We start from the raw sequence: 16,169 nt of genomic DNA, 5'->3' as shown, positions 1-16,169 counted from the left end.
CCGATGGGAACATCCACCTCGTCCGCCTCGCCCGTTTCCTCCCCCGAGCCCCCCGCCGGCACCCCGGACCCCTCCGCGCGGCCCCTGTCCGCGCCCGAGGCGTCCCGGCGCGCCCGTACCCGCCGCTGGCTCGCCTCCTGGCGCCGCCGCGACACCCGCGCCGCGTACGCGTTCATCTCCCCCTGGATGGTCGGCTTCCTCGCCCTGACCGCCGGGCCGATGGCCGCCAGCTTCGTCCTGTCGTTCACCAACTACGACGGCATCGGCGCCACCCGCTCCGTCGGCCTGGAGAACTACCGGCAGCTGTTCGAGGACCCCCAGGTGGCCACCTCCATGGCCAACACGCTCCTCTTCGCCCTGATGCGGGTGCCGCTGTCCATGGCGCTGGCGCTGGCACTGGCGCTGCTGCTGCTGCGCGTGGGGAGGGCGGCCGGGTTCTTCCGTACCGTCTTCTACCTGCCGGTGATGACACCGTCCGTGGCCGTCGGCATCCTCTTCCTGCTGCTGTTCAACGGCAACGTCGGGCTCATCAACACCGCGCTGGGCTGGGTCGGCGTCGACGGCCCCAGCTGGACGACAGACGGCGCGTGGGTGAAACCGGGGCTGGTGCTGACCACCTTGTGGGCGCTGGGCAGCACCGTCGTCATCTACCTGGCCGCGCTGCGCGCCGTGCCGCAGGACCTGTACGAGGCGGCCGAACTCGACGGCGCGGGACGCTGGCAGTCCTTCCGCCACGTGACGCTGCCGCAGATCTCCGGCGCCGTCTTCTTCACCCTCGTCGTCAACACCATCGCCGCCCTCCAGACCTTCGACGAGGCCTACACCGCCTTCTTCGGCACCTCGAACGCCCAGACCTACAGCCACGAGGCCGCGCTCTTCTACGTCGTCTACCTCTTCCAGCAGGCCTTCCAGTTCATGCACATGGGCTACGCGTCGGCGATGTCCTGGCTGCTCTTTGTGATCATCCTGGTGATCACCGTCCTCCAGGCCCGGCTGAGCCGGCGGTTCGTCTACTACGAGGGGGAGACCCGATGAGCGGCCTCACCGCTTCGCCGCCCGACCACAAGCCACCGCAGCGGGATCGGGACAGCAGCGCCGCGCACGGTGCCGCGCGGCGGCGCCCGGCCGCCGCGCCCGGCCGCGAAGGATCCGGGCGCCGCCGGAGGGAGACCCGTACGGGGAAGGCGCTGCGCCTGCTCGCGCTGACCTGCGCCTCCCTCGTCTTCCTCTACCCGTTCGTCTGGTTGATCAGCGCCTCGCTGAAACCGTCGGAACACGTCTTCGACAACGCGCTGATCCCCACGGTGTGGCAGTTCGCCAACTACACCGAGATCTGGACCGCGGTGCCGCTGCTGACCTGGGTCGGCAACAGCGTCACCGTCACTGCGGCCGCCGCCGTCACGGTCACCGTCAGCTCCTCCCTGGTGGCTTTCGGCTTCGCCTACTTCCGCTTCCCCGGCCGCAACGCGCTGTTCGGGCTCGTCATCGCCACGATGATGCTGCCCGCCGTGGTGACGATGGTGCCGCAGTACCTGATCTTCAACTGGCTCCACCTGGCCAGCACCCAGGTACCGCTGTGGGCCCCCAACCTGTTCGGCAGCGCCTTCTACATCTTCCTGCTGCGGCAGTTCTTCCTCGGCCTGCCGCGGGAGCTGTTCGAGGCGGCCAGGATCGACGGCGCCAGCTACTGGCGGATGTTCTGGCAGATCGCCGTGCCGCTGTGCAAGCCCGCCATGGTCGTCACGTTCGTCTTCGAGGTGCAGGCCGCCTGGACCGATCTGGTGCGGCCGCTGATCTACCTGCGCGACCCCGGCCTCTACACCGTGCCGCGCGGTCTGAAGGCGGTGCTCGACCAGTTCGGGGAGGGCGGCGAGATGCGCTGGGAGATCGTGTGCGCCGCCAGCCTGATCGTCACCCTGCCGATGATCCTCGTCTTCTTCCTCGGCCAGCGGCACTTCGTCTCCGGCATCGCCACACAAGGACGGAAGGGCTGATGACCCACCCCCAGCACGGCGGCGCGCGCCGCACCCCGCCCGACCGACCCCACCCGGACTGCACCGGGCGGCCGGTGCTGGCCCTCGACATCGGCGGGACGAAGCTGGCCGCGGGCGTCGTGACCGCCGACGGCGGCACCCAGGCGTTCGCCGTCTGTCCCACGGGCGTCGGAAACGGACCCGAGGCGTGCCTCAAGCGGCTCTTCGACCTCGGCGAGGACGTCCTGACCCGCGCGGGCGTCGCCCCCGCCGCCCTGCTGGGCACGGGCATCGGCTGCGGCGGCCCGCTCGACTCGGCCACCGGCCTGCTCATCGCCCCGCCCCACCTGCCCGGCTGGCGTGACATCCCCGTCACGCGGCTGGCCGAGGAACGGTTCGGTCCGCGTGCCGTCCTGGACAACGACGGCACGGCCGGCGCTGCGGGCCAGTGGCGCTTCGGCGCCGGACGCGGCTGCCGTCATCTGCTCTACCTGACGATCTCCACCGGCATCGGCGGCGGCGTCGTCCTCGAAGGGCGGACCTTCCGCGGCGCGGCGGGGAACGGCGGCGAACCCGGACACGTGACGGTCCGCTCCGGCGGGCGCCGGTGCGACAGCTGCGGGCGCGCGGGCTGCCTGGAGGCGTACGCCTCGGGCACCTCCCTCGCCCGGCGCGCGGCCGAAGCCGCCACCGAAGCCCGCCTGCGGGGCGAGTCCACCGCCTTGGGCCGCACCGCCGACCCGACCGCCGCGCAGGTGGCAGCGGCGGCGCGACACGGGGACGCGGTGGCCACCCGGGTGTGGGACGAGACGGTCGACCTGCTCGCGGGCGGCCTCACCACTCTGGTCAACGTCTTCGAGCCCGACCTGGTCGTGCTCGGCGGCGGCGTCACCCGGGCGGGGGAGCAACTCCTGGCGCCCGTACGGCAGCTGGTCGCCGCACGGGCCATGGGCCCGGCCGCGGGCGCCGCCCGCATCGTGCGGGCCGCACGCGCCGACCAGGCCGGCGTGCTCGGCGCCGCCGCCATCGCCTTCGAACGCCTCACGAATCCGCACCGCGACCAGGAGCGTCATGGCTGACCCCGCCCACCCCACCCCCACCCGGCCCGCCGGAGAACCCGCCGCGGACCGGCTCGCCGCCCACCTGGCCGAGCACCTCGCCGCGCTCGGGGCGACCCGCGCCCTGCTGCCCGCGCTCCACCGCGTCGCCGACGCGCTCATCGACGTCTACGCCCAAGACGGCCGCCTCTACACCTTCGGCAACGGAGGCAGCGCGGCCGACGCCCAGCACCTGGCGGGCGAACTCATCGGCCGCTACCTGCGCGAGCGGCGCCCGCTGCCCGCGGTGTCGCTGGCCACCGACCCCAGCGTCGTCAGCTGCATCGCCAACGACTACGCGTTCGACGACGTGTTCGCCCGCCAGGTGCGGGCACTGGCACGCCCCGGCGACATGGTGCTCGCCTTCACCACCTCGGGACGCTCGCCCAACGTCGTGCGCGGACTGGCGGCGGGCCGCGCCGCCGGCGCCGTCACCGCCTTGTTCACCGGCGGTGAGCAGGACGGCATGCCCGCCGCCGAGCACGCCGACCACACCCTTCTCGTGCCCGCCACCGCCACAGCCCGCATCCAGGAAGCACACCTCACCCTGCTGCACCTGCTCAGCGAGCGGGTCGACGCGTGGGCCGCCGAGACCGACCACGCCCCGACCGCCGCCCCACCCCGCCCCAGCGACCGCGACCGTCTGGAGACGCCCGCATGACCACCCCGGCCCCCCGCGCGACGCCCGGTTCCCGCCGGCGCACCCTCCACCTCGTCGGCAACGCGCATATCGACCCCGTGTGGCTGTGGCGCTGGCCCGAAGGGCTCCAGGAGATACGCGCGACCTTCCGCTCCGCGCTCGACCGCATGGAGGAGTACCCCGGCTTCGTGTTCACCTGCGACTCCGTCATGTACCTGGAGTGGATCGAGCGCCACGACCCGCGGATGTTCGAGGAGATACGCAAGCGCGTCGCCGAGGGCCGCTGGCAGGTCGTCGGCGGCTGGTGGATCGAACCCGACTGCAACATCCCCTCCGGGGAGTCGTTCGTCCGCCAGGCCCTGTACGGCCAGCGGTACCTGCTGGAGCGCTTCGGCACGACGGCCACCGTCGGCTGCAACGTCGACCCGTTCGGACACAACGCGATGCTGCCGCAGCTGCTGCGCAAGTCGGGCATGGACGGCTACATGTTCCTGCGCCCCGGGCCGCACGAACAGCGGCTGCCGGGCCAGTTCTTCCACTGGGAGGCCCCCGACGGCTCCCGGGTGCTGGCCTACCGGCTGCCGCACGAGTACACCAGCAACGGGCGCGACATCGGCGGGCACCTCGACAAGGCGCTGGCGATCATGCCGCCCGACGAGCGGGAGCTGATGGTCTTCTACGGGGTCGGCAACCACGGCGGCGGCCCCACACGCACCAACCTCGACAGCGTCGAACGCCTCAACCGGCTCGGTGGCCTGCCCCGGCTCGAACTCAGCCACCCAGAAGCCTTCTACCAGCGCATACGTGACCGGGACGACATCCCGGTGCACGCCGGCGAACTCCAGCACCACGGCCCGGGCTGCTACTCGGCGCACTCCGGCATCAAGGCGTGGAACCGCCGCGCCGAGAACGACCTCCAGCGCGCCGAGAAGTGGGCCGCGGTCGCCGCCGCCGTCACCGGCGAGCCCTACCCGCACGAGCAGCTGGCCGAGGCGTGGAAACTGGTCCTCTTCAACCAGTTCCACGACATCCTCGCGGGCACCTCCCTGCGCTCCGCCTACGACGACGCCCGCGACGACTACGGGCGGGCCCGCTCGCTGGCCGCCGAGGCCTGCAACCGCGCCGTCCAGGCCGTCTCCTCCCGCATCGCCATCCCGCTGCGGGAGGAGACCGTCCCGCTCGTCGTCTTCAACCCGCACCCCTGGGAGGTGCACACCGACGTCGAGACGGAGTTCGGGCAGGCGGCAGACGCCGGGCTCACCGACGAGGAGGACACGCCCGTCCCCGTCCAGCTCACCCGCTCCGAGGCCACCATGAGCGGCAGCCGGGGCCGGCTCGCCTTCCGCGCGGCCGTGCCGCCCCTCGGCTACCGCGTCTACCACCTGCGCCCGGGCGCGAACCCGCGGCAGGCCCCCGGAAGCGGCAACACCCCTGAGCACGTCCTCGCGGCCGGCGAGGGCCCGGAGCCCGTCACCGCCACCGGCACGAGCCTGGAAAACGCGCACCTGCGGCTGACCCTCGACCCCGAAACCGGCTGGCTCAGCTCCCTGTTCGACAAGGACTCCGGCGCCGAGCTGCTGCCCGAGCGTCCGGGCCCGCATGCCGTCGTCGTCGACGACCCCTCCGACACCTGGGGCCACCGGGTGCGCGCCTACGACCGGGCCATCGGCTCCTTCACCCCCGCCCGCGTCCGGCTCGTCGAGCACGGGCCCGTCCGCGCCGTGCTGCGCGTCGAGAGCCGCTACGAGCGCTCCACGCTCGCCGAGGAGTACGTCGTCTCCGCCGGGTCCCGCCAGGTGGAGGTCCGCGTCACCGTCGACTGGCACGAACAGCTCAAGCTGCTCAAGCTCCGCTTCCCCACCGCGCTGTCGGAGGCGACCGCCACCCACGAGATCCCCTACGGGCACCTCGAACGCGTCCCCGACGGCACCGAGGAGCCCACCCAGGCGTGGGTCGACGTCAGCGGCACACTGCCCGACGGCCGCCGCGCCGGGCTCACCGTCGCCAACGACAGCAAGCACGGCCACGACGTCACCGGCGGCGAGATCGGCCTCACCGCACTGCGCAGCCCCGCCTACGCCTGGCACGAGCCGCGCCAACTCGACCCCGACGGCATCTACGACTACCTCGACCAGGGCCGCCAGGACTTCCAACTGCTGCTCATCCCGCACGCCGGCGACTGGCGGGACGCCGACCCGGCGCGCCGCGCCGCCGAACTCAACCAGCCCCTCCTCAGCCTGCTGGAGACCTTCCACGACGGGCCCTTGCCGCAGCGGGCCGCGCACGCGGACGACGGCGCGGGCAGCGTCCTGGTCACCGTCGTCAAGGCGGACGAGGACGCCACCGGCGACCTGATCGTCCGCGCCTACGAGTCCACGGGCCACTCGGCCCACGCCAGGATCGGACTGCCCCTGGCCGAAGGGCGGTACATCGAGGCGGACTTCGGCCCCTGCGAGATCAAGACGTTCCGCGTACCGCGCGACCCCGAACAGCCCGTCGTCGAGACGGACCTGCTGGAGAGGACCCGCGACGACGCATGAACCACCTCGCGGCGACGCACAGCCACCCCGCGCCCCGGCGAGACCGTGCCCGGCTCCGCCGGTGGCGCGCGGCACCCGCCACCGACGGGCGGCAGCCCTGGACGGAGGGAACCTCACGTGCCCGCACCCTCAGCTGACGCACCACCCCACCAGGCGGCACGGCTGCGCACCCCGGACGGGGGAGAGGTCGCGCTGCCCTGCGTCGTCGCCCTGATGACACCGGAAGGGGACTGCCTGCCGGTGCCCGTCCACGAAGACCGGCCGCACCCGGACGGAAGCCGCGAACTGCGCGGTGCCGCACACGGATTCGCGGCCCGCATGCACCTGCGCCCTTACGGACCCACCGACCCGCGCGCCCAGGCGTACGAAGGGGCGCTGACCGTACGCAGAACGGCCCGGACCCCCACCGCCGCCGGGCTGCGGATCGAGGTGCGGCTCGGACAGACCGAGGACCCCGGCTGGCTCATCCCCGGCGTCTTCTACGGCCCCGGCAGGCTGCCGGGATGCGAGCGGCCCTACCCGCGGTTCGCGGAGGGGACCGACGATCCGCGGGCACTGGTGGCCGACGCGTGGTCGTTCCGCGCCGACCGGTGCGCCACCCCAGCCGTCTTCGCCCGTGACCGGCTGGGCGGCGCAGCCCTCGCGCTGGTGGCGGAAGTGGGCGAGCTGGGGGAGCAGGGCGTCGGCTTCGCGCTGCTGCCGGGCCGCCACCCCGCGCTGCGCCTCCACGCCCCCTTCCGGGAAGAGCCCGTCGTCTACTACGGCTCCGCCACGCCCCGGCCCCCGCGAACCCCCACGCACACCTGGCAGCCGGAGACGACTCGCACCGTGCGCTTCACCGTGCACCTGCTCGATACCGACCCGCACGCCTACGCGCCCGTGCTGCGCACCCTGCACGAGCGCACCCCCGTGCCGAAGGAGCCCGCCGCCTGGGTCGGACTGGACGAGGCGGCGCGGCTGTGCGCCTACGGACTGCACCGCTGGCACTACCGCGACGACCCGCCCGTACTGCTGGAGACGGCGGCCTTCGACCGCGAGGCGCTGGGGGAGCGGGGTGACCGCAGCGCCATGCACGTCTCCTGGGTGAGCGGCACCCCCTACGCGCACGCCCTGCTGCTGCACGCCCGGCGCACCCGTGATCCTGGCATGGCCGAGGCCGCGGTCGGCGTGCTGGACCACATAGCGGAAAACCTCGCACCCGGCGGTACGTTCTGGGGGCAGTGGGGCGCGCGCGGCGGCTGGAGCGCCGGCTGGACGCCGGAACCGCACCGGCTGCACTCGCGCACCCTGGGCGACGCCACTCTCTTCCTGCTGCGGGCGCTGGCCGCCGAGCGCGCACGCGGCCACGACCACCCCGGCTGGGAGCGGGCCGTACGCTCCAACCTCGCCGTCGCCCACGGCGGGCGGCGGGCCCACGACGGGCGGCTGGCCGCCGCCCACCACAGCGACACGGGCGCTCCCCTGACCTACGAGGGCAGCGCCGGGCTGGCGTGGGTCGCGCCGCTGACCGAGGCCGCCGCCGCGCTCGGCGAGCCGGCGTGGCTGGCCACGGCGTGCCACGCCGGACGCGCCTTCGCGGCCGACCTGCGCGACGAGTTCCTGTGCGGTGCGCCCGAGGACGTCTCCCTGGCCCCCACCTCGGAGGACGGGTACAACGCCGTCATCGCCTACACGCTGCTGCACGAGGCGGACCCTGGCGATCCGCGCTGGCTGGACCTGGCCCGCCGCGCCGCCGACTGGACACTGACCTTCCGCTACAGCTACGACGTCAGCTTCCCCCCGCACACCCTGCTCGGCGCCTACGGCTTCCGCACCCGCGGCGGCGACCAGGCGTCCCCCTCCAACCAGCACCTGCACTCCTTCGGGCTGATCTGCCTGCCCGAGTGGGTGCGGCTGGCCCGCCACCTGCACGATCCCCACTACCTGACCTCGGCGCGGGAGAACCTCGACTGCTTCCGCCAGTTCGTGGCCCGCGCCGACGGCGACTTCAACGCCTACCGGGGCATGGTCAGCGAACGCTTCTACCAGACCGAGTGCTTCCAGGCGAAGGGCATGCTGCTGACCCTCTCGCATGCCTGGTCGGCGGGCGTCCTGCTGTACGCCTGCGAACGAGCCCGCGCCATGCCGGAATTCGAGGAGCTGCGATGACCGCCGACGTACCCGTCACCGAGAAGAGCCCGCGCGGCGCACTGCGCTTCCCACCCGGCTTCCGGTGGGGCGCCGCCACCTCCGCGTACCAGGTGGAGGGCGCCGTGGAGGCCGACGGGCGCGGGCCTTCCATCTGGGACCGGTTCTGCCGCGTTCCCGGCGCGGTCGACAACGGCGACACCGGCGACGAGGCGGCCGACCACTACCACCGCGTCGAGGAGGACCTGGAGCTGATGTCCGCGCTCCGCCTCAACGCCTACCGCTTCTCCCTGGCCTGGCCGCGCCTCCTGCCCGAGGGCGGCGGCCGCCTCGAACCGCGCGGCCTGGCCCACTACGACCGTCTCCTCGACGGCCTCCTGGAGCGCGGCATCCACCCGCTGGTCACCCTCTACCACTGGGACCTGCCGCAGGCCCTCCAGGACGAGGGCGGGTGGCGGGTCCGCCGGACAGCGGAACGCTTCGCCGAGTACGCGGCCGTCTGCTTCGAGAAGTTCGGCGACCGGGTACGCGACTGGGTCACCGTCAACGAGCCGTGGATCGTCGGCGTACTCGGCCACCAACTCGGGCTCCACGCCCCCGGCGAGAAGGACCTGGCGGCCTGCGTCCGCGTCATGCACCACCTGCTGCTGGGCCACGGCCTCGCCGCGCGGGCACTGCGCGGTGCCGGGCGCCCCGACTCCCGCGCCGGAATCGCCTACAGCCTCTTTCCGCACACCCCGCTCGACCCCCACAGCGACGCAGACAGGACCGCGTCGCGCGCCTCCGACGGCTACGTCAACCGCTGGTTCCTCGACCCGGCCCTCGGCCGCGGCTACCCGGACGACATGCGCGAGCACTGGGAGCGGGCCACCGGACCGCTCGACTTCGTGCACGACGGCGACCTGGCACTCATCGGCACGGGCAGCGACTTCATCGGCGTCAACTACTACACCCGCCGCATCGTCTCGGCCCGCCCAGGTGACGGGCCGTGGCCGTGGAAGGTCGAGCCGGGCCGCGCGGACGTGGAGCGCACCGACACAGGCTGGGAAGTCGTCCCCGACGACCTGTGCCGCCTGCTGCTGCGCCTGCACCGCGACTACCCCGGCACGCCCCTGCTCGTCACCGAGAACGGGGCGGTCTACGACGACGGGCCCGACGCGGACGGCCGCGTCAGGGACGAGCGGCGCACCGCCTTCCTGCGGGCCCACCTGGAGGCCGTGCACCGCGCCCGGGAGGCGGGAGCGCCGGTGGAGGGGTACTACCACTGGTCCCTCGTCGACAACTTCGAATGGGCGATGGGCTACCGGCCCCGCTTCGGCCTCGCCCACCTCGACCGGACGACCCAGACCCGCACCCTCAAGGACAGCGGCCACTGGTACGCGCGCGTCGCCGCCACCGGCACCGTGCCCCCGCCGGACGCGGCGTGAGCGGCGACGCGCTGCGACTGCCCGGCCGAGCACTGCCCGTGCTCTTCGACGTGGACGTGGCGGTGCTCGGAGGCACCCTGACAGGCGTGGCGGCAGCCGTCGAACTGGCCGGCGCCGGGCGGTCGGTCGTGGTGCTGGAACACGGCTACATGCTGGGCGGCGAGCTGACGGCCGCCAACCGCCCCTGGCTGACCACGCCGGAGGACGGCCACCCGCCACCACCGCTGCTCGCCGGGCTGCTGCCCCCGGGCACGCCGCCCGGCCGCCACCTCCCGCTCCGCCCGACCGCCTGGAAACTCCACCTGGAGGAGACGCTGACGGCCGCCGGCGGCCAGGTGCTGTACGGCGTCGATCCGCTGGCGCTCCACCATGGGGAGGCGGGTGAGGGGCGCGGAGTGGTGATCGCGGGCAAGTCCGGGAGGCAACTGGTGCGCTGCACCCGTCTGCTGGATGCGACCGGCAACCACCCGGTGATCCACGGCGCCGGACGGCGAGCGGGCGGGAGGGGCCGAGGCGGCGTCTGGTCCGTGGAGTTCGACCGGGTGGCGGAGGAGGCGGGGGAGGCGGCGCGGCTGGCACATCACCCGGCGGCCGCCGGTGCGCGGTTCGTGGACGGCTGCCGTGGACAGGGCCACCTCTACGCACTGCTCGCCACCACAGGCGACCGGTGGTCCGCGCTGCGTGCGGCCGGCACTCTGCTGCGCGAGCATCCGGCCTTCCGCCATGCCGTCCTGGGAGCGCTCGGTACCCGCCCGCTGGCCGCCCGTGCCGCCTCCGGGCGCTCCCTCCCCGACCCCGTACGCCCGGGCGTGTGGTGCGCGCCCGCCCCACTGCTCGCCATGACGGCGGACGCCCCGCTGCTCGACCCGTTCGCGGCTGTCGGGAACGGTGTGGACCTGGCCCGTGCCATGGCCCCCGCGCCCCGAGGCCCCATCGCCGGGCCCGCGCCCACCGCGGACGCCGTATCCACCGCGGACGCGAGCCTCACTGCGGACGCGAGCCCCACCGCGGACGCCGCGCCGTCCGTTGCCGCGCCGCCCTGCGCCCTCGCCGAGCCGGTCCGCCTCCCGTGTCCGTCGTCGGGCACGTTGCGGACGGGGGAGCAGGACGCCCCGCAGCGTGGCCGCCGGTATCCGCGCGAGCGGGTGGCGGACGTGGGGGTGCCGTTCGGCGCCACGGTGGACGTCCTGGTGGTGGGCGGCGGTCCGAGCGGCGCGTCCGCCGCCTGGACGGCAGCCGAGGAGGGAGCCCGGGTGGCGCTGGTGGAGGCCGGCCCCGGGCCGGGAGGGGCCGGCACCTACGGGGGAGTGCCCAGCTACTGGTTCGGCCGCAGGGAGGGCTGGGCGGCCCGGCTGCGCACGGAGGTGCACCGTACGCACCGCGCGCTGGGCCTGCGCGGCGGTGTGGGCCGCTGGACCGTCGAGGCCAAGGCGTTCGCCCTCCACCAGGCCCTGCACCGGGCGGGTGTGCACAACGTCTACGACGCCCGGGCGTGCGCGGTGCTGTGCGAGGGGGACCGGGTCGTCGGCGCCGTCTTCGCCGGGGACCTGGGGCCGTTCGCCGTGCGGGCACGCGTCGTGGTCGACGCGACGGGGGACGCCGACCTGGCCGCGTGGGCCGGCGCCCCCTGCACATACGGCGCGGCCGGAACGCACACCGTGATGTGGTCGTCGTTGGGCCGGATCGAGGCACCGGGCGTCTCCCGCAACGACTTCGGCGGCCTCGCCGACGCCACCGACGTCGTCGACGTGACCCGGGCGGTGCTCGCCGCACGCCGCCGCGGCCGCCGGATGCACGACCACGCGCCGGCGCCCGCGGGCCGCGAGTCACGCCACCTGCGCGGCCAGGTGGTGCTCACGCTCACCGACCAGCTCACCGGGCGCCGTTGGCCCGACGTGGTGAGCGTGCACTTCTCCAACCACGACCTCAAGGGCAAAGGCGAGGCGCTGTGGCCCCAACTCGGCCTGATACCGCCGAATCTGCTGGTCCAGGTGCCGTACCGCGCGCTGCTCCCACGCGGTGTGACGGGCCTGCTCGTGGCGGGCAAAGCGCTGTCGGCCACGCACGACGCGCTGCCCGCGCTGCGCATGCAGGCCGACATGGAGAACCTCGGGCACGTGGCGGGCCTGGCCGCCGCCCGCTGCGCCGCGGCCCGCGTGGTACCCGACGAGCTTCCCGTGGCCGCACTCCAGGCGGAGCTCGTCCGCCGAGGCAGGCTGCCCGCGGAGGCCCCGAGCGCGTCGCCGCCCGGCACCGGCACCGGCATCGACCCTGCCGGCACCACCACCGGCACCGCCACCGCCCAGGACACCGCGGAGCTGATCCGTGAACTGGCCTCTCACGCGCCGCTCCACACGTACGCCGACATGGGCCGTCGCGAGGTCTTCCACGGGCGGATCCCGTTCGTCCTGTTGGCACTCGACACCAGGACCGGCACCACCGACGCCCTGGCCGAAGCCCTGGTACGGGAGCCCGTGCCCGGGGTGCGGCTGCTGCTGGGCCAACTGCTGGCGCTGCGCGGCCGTCCGGAGGGCAGCAGGGAGCTGCTGCGCCACCTGGCGGGCCGGCTCGCCGGGAGCGGGCTGCCCCCGCGCACCTCCCGTATCCGCGAGGCGCAGCTGCCGCCGGACCAGTCGGCGATGCCCGACGAGGTGTATCTGCTGCACACCCTGGCCTTCGCCCGCGCGCCTGGCGTCCTCGCCCTCTGGCGGCGCGTGGCGGAACTGGTGGACGCGGACGAGGAGACCTTCCGCGATCCGGCGAGGTCTCCGTTCGCGTGGGTGGACGCGGTCTGCGCGGGGGCGGAGCGGTGGGGCGACCCGGCGGCCGTGCCCGTTCTGGAGGCCCTGCACGGCCGGCCTGCCCTGCGCGACCAGCAACGCGGCGGCCGCGTGGTGGAGCCGGACGACGTACAGGAGAGGCGTGCACTGCTGGAGTTGGGCATCGGCCGGGCCCTGGCGGCCTGCGGCAGCGGCGACGGCTACCGCGTCCTCCTCCGCTACCTGACGGACAACCGCGCCCTGCTGGCCGAACAGGCGCACACTCGCCTGGCCGCCCTGACCGGCGTCGACCTGGGCAAGGATCCTCAGGCGTGGGCCGCCCACCTGGCCGCCCACCCTCCGTCGCCAGCCCCGCCTGGGCCCGGCTGGGACCCCCACACGGCCGACCTGCCTGACCGCATGGCCGCCGCCACCCGCCGGCCCGAGGCGTGACCCGCTCCCGAAGGGGTCACAGCACGCGGCGCAGCCAGCCGTGCGCGTCCTCGGCGCGGCCGTACTGGATGTCCAGCACCCGCGTGCGCAGGGCCGCCGTCTGCCGGCCCGGCTCGCCGTCGCCGACGGTGAACGCGTAGCCGTCGCCCTTGAAGCCGATCACGGGGGTGACCACGGCCGCCGTACCCGCCGCGAACACCTCGGTGACGGTGCCGTCGGCGGCGCCCGCGCGCAGCTCCTCGATGGTGATCGGGCGCTGCTGGCAGGTCAGCCCGGCCTCGGCGGCCAATGTGAGAAGGGTGTCGCGGGTGACGCCTTCGAGGATCGTGCCCAGCGGCGGGGTGATCAGGCGGCCGTCCGCGGTGATCAGGCACAGGTTCATGGTGCCCGACTCCTCCAGGTTGCCCTCGCCGGCGCTGTCGAGGTACAGCACCTGGTCGCAGCCGTGCTCCTCGGCCTCCAGCTGGGCGGCCAGCCCGCCCGCGTAGTTGCCGCCGCACTTGGCCGCGCCCGTACCGCCCCTGGCCGCCCGGGAGTAGGTGCTGGTCACCCACAGCGTGACGCCGGTGAGGCCGCCGGCGAAGTAGGGGCCGGCGGGGCTCGCGATCACCGAGAAGACGAGCTGCGTGGCGGGGCGCACCCCGAGGAAGGCCTCGGAGGCGAACATGAACGGGCGCAGATACAGGCTCTCTTCGTTGCCCGGCACCGGGACCCACGGCTCATCGGCGCGGACGAGCGCTTCCACCCCCGCGAGGAAGTCCTCCTCGGGAAGCTGCGGCAGCGCCATCCGCCGCGCCGAGCGGGCGAAGCGTGCCGCGTTCTCCTCCGGCCGGAAGAGCCAGACGGTGCCGTCGGCGTGCCGGTAGGCCTTGAGCCCCTCGAAGATCTCCTGCGCGTAGTGCAGCACGGCGGCGCTGGGGTGGAGCGAGAAGGGCTCAAGCGGGCCGACGCGGTGGCCGTGCCAGCCGAGGTCCGCACTCCAGGTGGCGGTGGCCATGTGGTCGGTGAAGTAGCGGCCGAAGCCCGGCGCGGCGAGGATGCGAGCGCGTTCCGCCGCCGGAGTCGGACTCGTCGTCGGGGTCAGTGGGTACTCAGAGGCCACGGCCAACTCCTCACGCCGGTGCGGCGGTCACGGCGGCGGGGCCGCCGGTGTGCGGATGTGCGGACGCCGGGCGCCGGCGTCAGAGCAGATGTTAATGACCGTTAAGCGGTACGTCACCGCGGGTGGGTGCCGGGGCGGTGGGCCTCGCCCGCCCGGTGTCCACGTCGACGTCGTCGAGGGTGGGCGGTGGCACCCCCTTCCCGGCCCAGATCCGCGGGACGAGGCCCCAGCGCCTGCCGCGACGGCAGGTCGCCGCGTTCCGGTGAGAGCATGGCGGCGTGGACGAGCGGGCCGAGTCGTGGTTGCAGCTGCTGCTGGAGGACGCGGAGCCGACGGCGTACGAGGCGCTGCGGCAGCGGCGGCTGGCGGCGGCCACCCAGGAGGCCGAACGGGAACGGATCGCCGCCGAGGCGCTGCGCGCCGAGCGGCTCCGCTCCCGGCTGCGCGAGCGCCAGCAGCGGGCACGGGAGCTGGCGGCGCTCGGAGACCTCGCGCTGCGGCTGACCGGCACGCACCAACGCGGAGCGCTCCTCCAGGAGAGCGTCGCCCAGGCGCGGCGCCTGCTCGACGTGGACGTCGCCTACCTCGCGCTGACCGGCTCGGACGGGAAGATGACCATCGAGGTGACCGACGGCTCAACGGGACCGCGCCTGCGCGGCATCGTGCTGGAGCCCAGCAGCGGGCTCGCCGGGCGGGTGGTCGAGCGCGGAGAGCCGGTGCAGAGCACGGACTACCTCGACGACGCCGGACTGCACCACGCGCCGGGCGTGGACGACGTGGCCCGCGCCGAGCGGCTGCGCACCATCCTGGGCGCGCCCCTGCGCCTGCGCGGGGAGACGCTCGGCGTCCTGATGGTGGCCCAGCGCCGGGTGCGGTCCTTCACAGGACAGGAGACCTCACTGCTGTCCTCGCTGGCCGCCTACGCCGCCGTCGCGATCGACAACGCCCGTCTCATCGAGCGGCTGCGCGACCACGTGACCACCGTCGACCGCGCGGTCGCCCTGCACGAGGACCTGCTGCGGGCCGCGCTGCGCGGCGGGGGAGTGGACGAGGCGGTCACCGGTCTCTCCCGGGTGGTCGCCGGAACCGTCCGCTTCGAGGACGAGGCGGGCCGCACCGTGGCCACGGCCAGGAACGGCTCGGCGGCGGTGCCCGACGACGGAGCGGACCGCTGCACCCGCACGGTCCCCGTCTCCTCCTCCGCCGCCCGCTTCGGCACCCTGCGCGTCAGCACGAGCACACCGCTGGACGAGGACTCCCCACGCCTGCTGGAGCGGGCGGCCATGACGATCGCCCTGGTGGTCGCCGCCGAGCGCGCCGCCACCGACGCCGAACGCCGCTCCGCCGCCGAACTGCTCGAAGCGCTGGTCGTCGGCGAGGTCGAGGACACCTCCGCCTTCGAACGCCGCGCCCGCACCCGGGGTCTCGACGTGGCCCGCGGCCACACCGTGGCCGTCGCCGACCTGCACGACGCGCCCGCCCTGGCCCGGCTGGCGGCCCGCCACGGCGGACTGAGCGGCGTGGTGCGCGGCCGTGCCGTCGGCATCCTGGACATCAGCCCCGAGGAGCTGCGCGACCAGTTGACCGGCGTCACCGCAGGACTCGGCGGCCCCGCCCACGGCGTCGCCGGGCTGGCCGCCGCCTACCGGGACGCCGCCGCCTGCCTGAGCGTCCTGCACGCGCTCGACCGCGCCGACGTCCGCGCGGCACCCGCCGACCTGGGCCCCTACCGCTACCTGCTCAGCGCCTCGGGCCGGGCCGACGCGCAGCGCTTCGTCCACGCCACCATCGGCCCCCTCCTCGACCACGACGCGCGGCACCGCACCGACCTGACCGGAACCGCCGACGCCTTCCTCACCCAGGGCCGCGGCCACACCGCCACCGCCGCCGCCCTCACCATCCACCCCAACACCCTCTACCAGCGCCTGGAGCGCATCGCCGAACGGCTCGGCGACACCTGGCGGCACGGCGACCGGGCCCTCGACATCCACCTGGCGCTCCGGCTGCACCGCCTGGCCCGCACCCTGGGCGAACCACCCACCTGAGCGGGC

General features: G+C 74.4%; 10 protein-coding genes. 9 read left to right on the top strand and 1 reads right to left on the bottom strand.

Annotated features, from left to right (window positions below):
- The first annotated feature begins 3 nt into the window (after positions 1-3).
- The 8 genes from MMF93_RS02785 to MMF93_RS02750 all read left to right on the top strand — a co-directional run bounded on the left by MMF93_RS02785 (position 4) and on the right by MMF93_RS02750 (position 13,016).
- Positions 4-1,035, top strand: a complete 1,032-nt coding sequence (locus MMF93_RS02785; protein ID WP_242749244.1) for a carbohydrate ABC transporter permease — start codon at positions 4-6, stop codon at positions 1,033-1,035.
- Positions 1,032-1,994, top strand: coding sequence for a carbohydrate ABC transporter permease (locus MMF93_RS02780; protein WP_242749243.1), 963 nt, complete (start codon positions 1,032-1,034; stop codon positions 1,992-1,994). The genes MMF93_RS02785 and MMF93_RS02780 overlap by 4 nt, the downstream gene beginning before the upstream one ends.
- The gene (locus tag MMF93_RS02775) at positions 1,994-3,052 is read left to right on the top strand and encodes an ROK family protein (protein WP_242749242.1); all 1,059 of its coding nucleotides are present in this window, start codon (positions 1,994-1,996) and stop codon (positions 3,050-3,052) included. Before MMF93_RS02780 ends, MMF93_RS02775 begins: the two co-directional genes overlap by 1 nt.
- A complete protein-coding gene (locus MMF93_RS02770; RefSeq protein WP_242749240.1) occupies positions 3,045-3,731 on the top strand; it encodes a D-sedoheptulose-7-phosphate isomerase in 687 nt (228 codons plus the stop codon). Before MMF93_RS02775 ends, MMF93_RS02770 begins: the two co-directional genes overlap by 8 nt.
- The gene (locus MMF93_RS02765) at positions 3,728-6,250 is read left to right on the top strand and encodes an alpha-mannosidase (RefSeq protein WP_242749238.1); all 2,523 of its coding nucleotides are present in this window, start codon (positions 3,728-3,730) and stop codon (positions 6,248-6,250) included. The genes MMF93_RS02770 and MMF93_RS02765 overlap by 4 nt, the downstream gene beginning before the upstream one ends.
- 117 nt (positions 6,251-6,367) lie before the next feature.
- Positions 6,368-8,398, top strand: coding sequence for a hypothetical protein (locus tag MMF93_RS02760; RefSeq protein WP_242749236.1), 2,031 nt, complete (start codon positions 6,368-6,370; stop codon positions 8,396-8,398).
- A complete protein-coding gene (locus MMF93_RS02755) occupies positions 8,395-9,804 on the top strand; it encodes a GH1 family beta-glucosidase (RefSeq protein ID WP_242749234.1) in 1,410 nt (469 codons plus the stop codon). The genes MMF93_RS02760 and MMF93_RS02755 overlap by 4 nt, the downstream gene beginning before the upstream one ends.
- Positions 9,801-13,016: an FAD-dependent oxidoreductase gene (locus tag MMF93_RS02750; RefSeq protein ID WP_242749232.1), complete on the top strand. Its 3,216-nt coding sequence runs from the start codon at positions 9,801-9,803 to the stop codon at positions 13,014-13,016. Before MMF93_RS02755 ends, MMF93_RS02750 begins: the two co-directional genes overlap by 4 nt.
- A 16-nt stretch (positions 13,017-13,032) precedes the next feature.
- On the opposite strand, the gene MMF93_RS02745 is transcribed toward MMF93_RS02750, so the two are convergent.
- A complete protein-coding gene (locus tag MMF93_RS02745; protein WP_242749230.1) occupies positions 13,033-14,118 on the bottom strand; it encodes a branched-chain amino acid aminotransferase in 1,086 nt (361 codons plus the stop codon).
- Positions 14,119-14,396: 278 nt separating this feature from the next.
- Here MMF93_RS02745 and MMF93_RS02740 point away from each other — a divergent pair, with 278 nt between their 5' ends.
- Positions 14,397-16,163 (top strand): helix-turn-helix domain-containing protein, encoded by a 1,767-nt coding sequence (locus MMF93_RS02740; RefSeq protein WP_242749228.1) that lies wholly within the window; start codon positions 14,397-14,399, stop codon positions 16,161-16,163.
- Positions 16,164-16,169 lie beyond the last annotated feature (6 nt).

The sequence above is a fragment of the Streptomyces tubbatahanensis genome, from assembly GCF_022699385.1.
Taxonomy (GTDB): Bacteria; Actinomycetota; Actinomycetes; order Streptomycetales; family Streptomycetaceae; genus Streptomyces; species Streptomyces diacarni.
Note: the sequence above shows the minus strand (reverse complement) of the source record. Positions and strands in the feature narration are given on the sequence as shown.

Coding starts and splice junctions, on each gene's coding strand:
- MMF93_RS02780 (WP_242749243.1), top strand. CDS start 1,032: ATGAGCGGCCTCACCGCTTCGCCGCCCGACCACAAGCCACCGCAGCGG.
- MMF93_RS02775 (WP_242749242.1), top strand. CDS start 1,994: ATGACCCACCCCCAGCACGGCGGCGCGCGCCGCACCCCGCCCGACCGA.
- MMF93_RS02770 (WP_242749240.1), top strand. CDS start 3,045: ATGGCTGACCCCGCCCACCCCACCCCCACCCGGCCCGCCGGAGAACCC.
- MMF93_RS02785 (WP_242749244.1), top strand. CDS start 4: ATGGGAACATCCACCTCGTCCGCCTCGCCCGTTTCCTCCCCCGAGCCC.
- MMF93_RS02765 (WP_242749238.1), top strand. CDS start 3,728: ATGACCACCCCGGCCCCCCGCGCGACGCCCGGTTCCCGCCGGCGCACC.
- MMF93_RS02755 (WP_242749234.1), top strand. CDS start 8,395: ATGACCGCCGACGTACCCGTCACCGAGAAGAGCCCGCGCGGCGCACTG.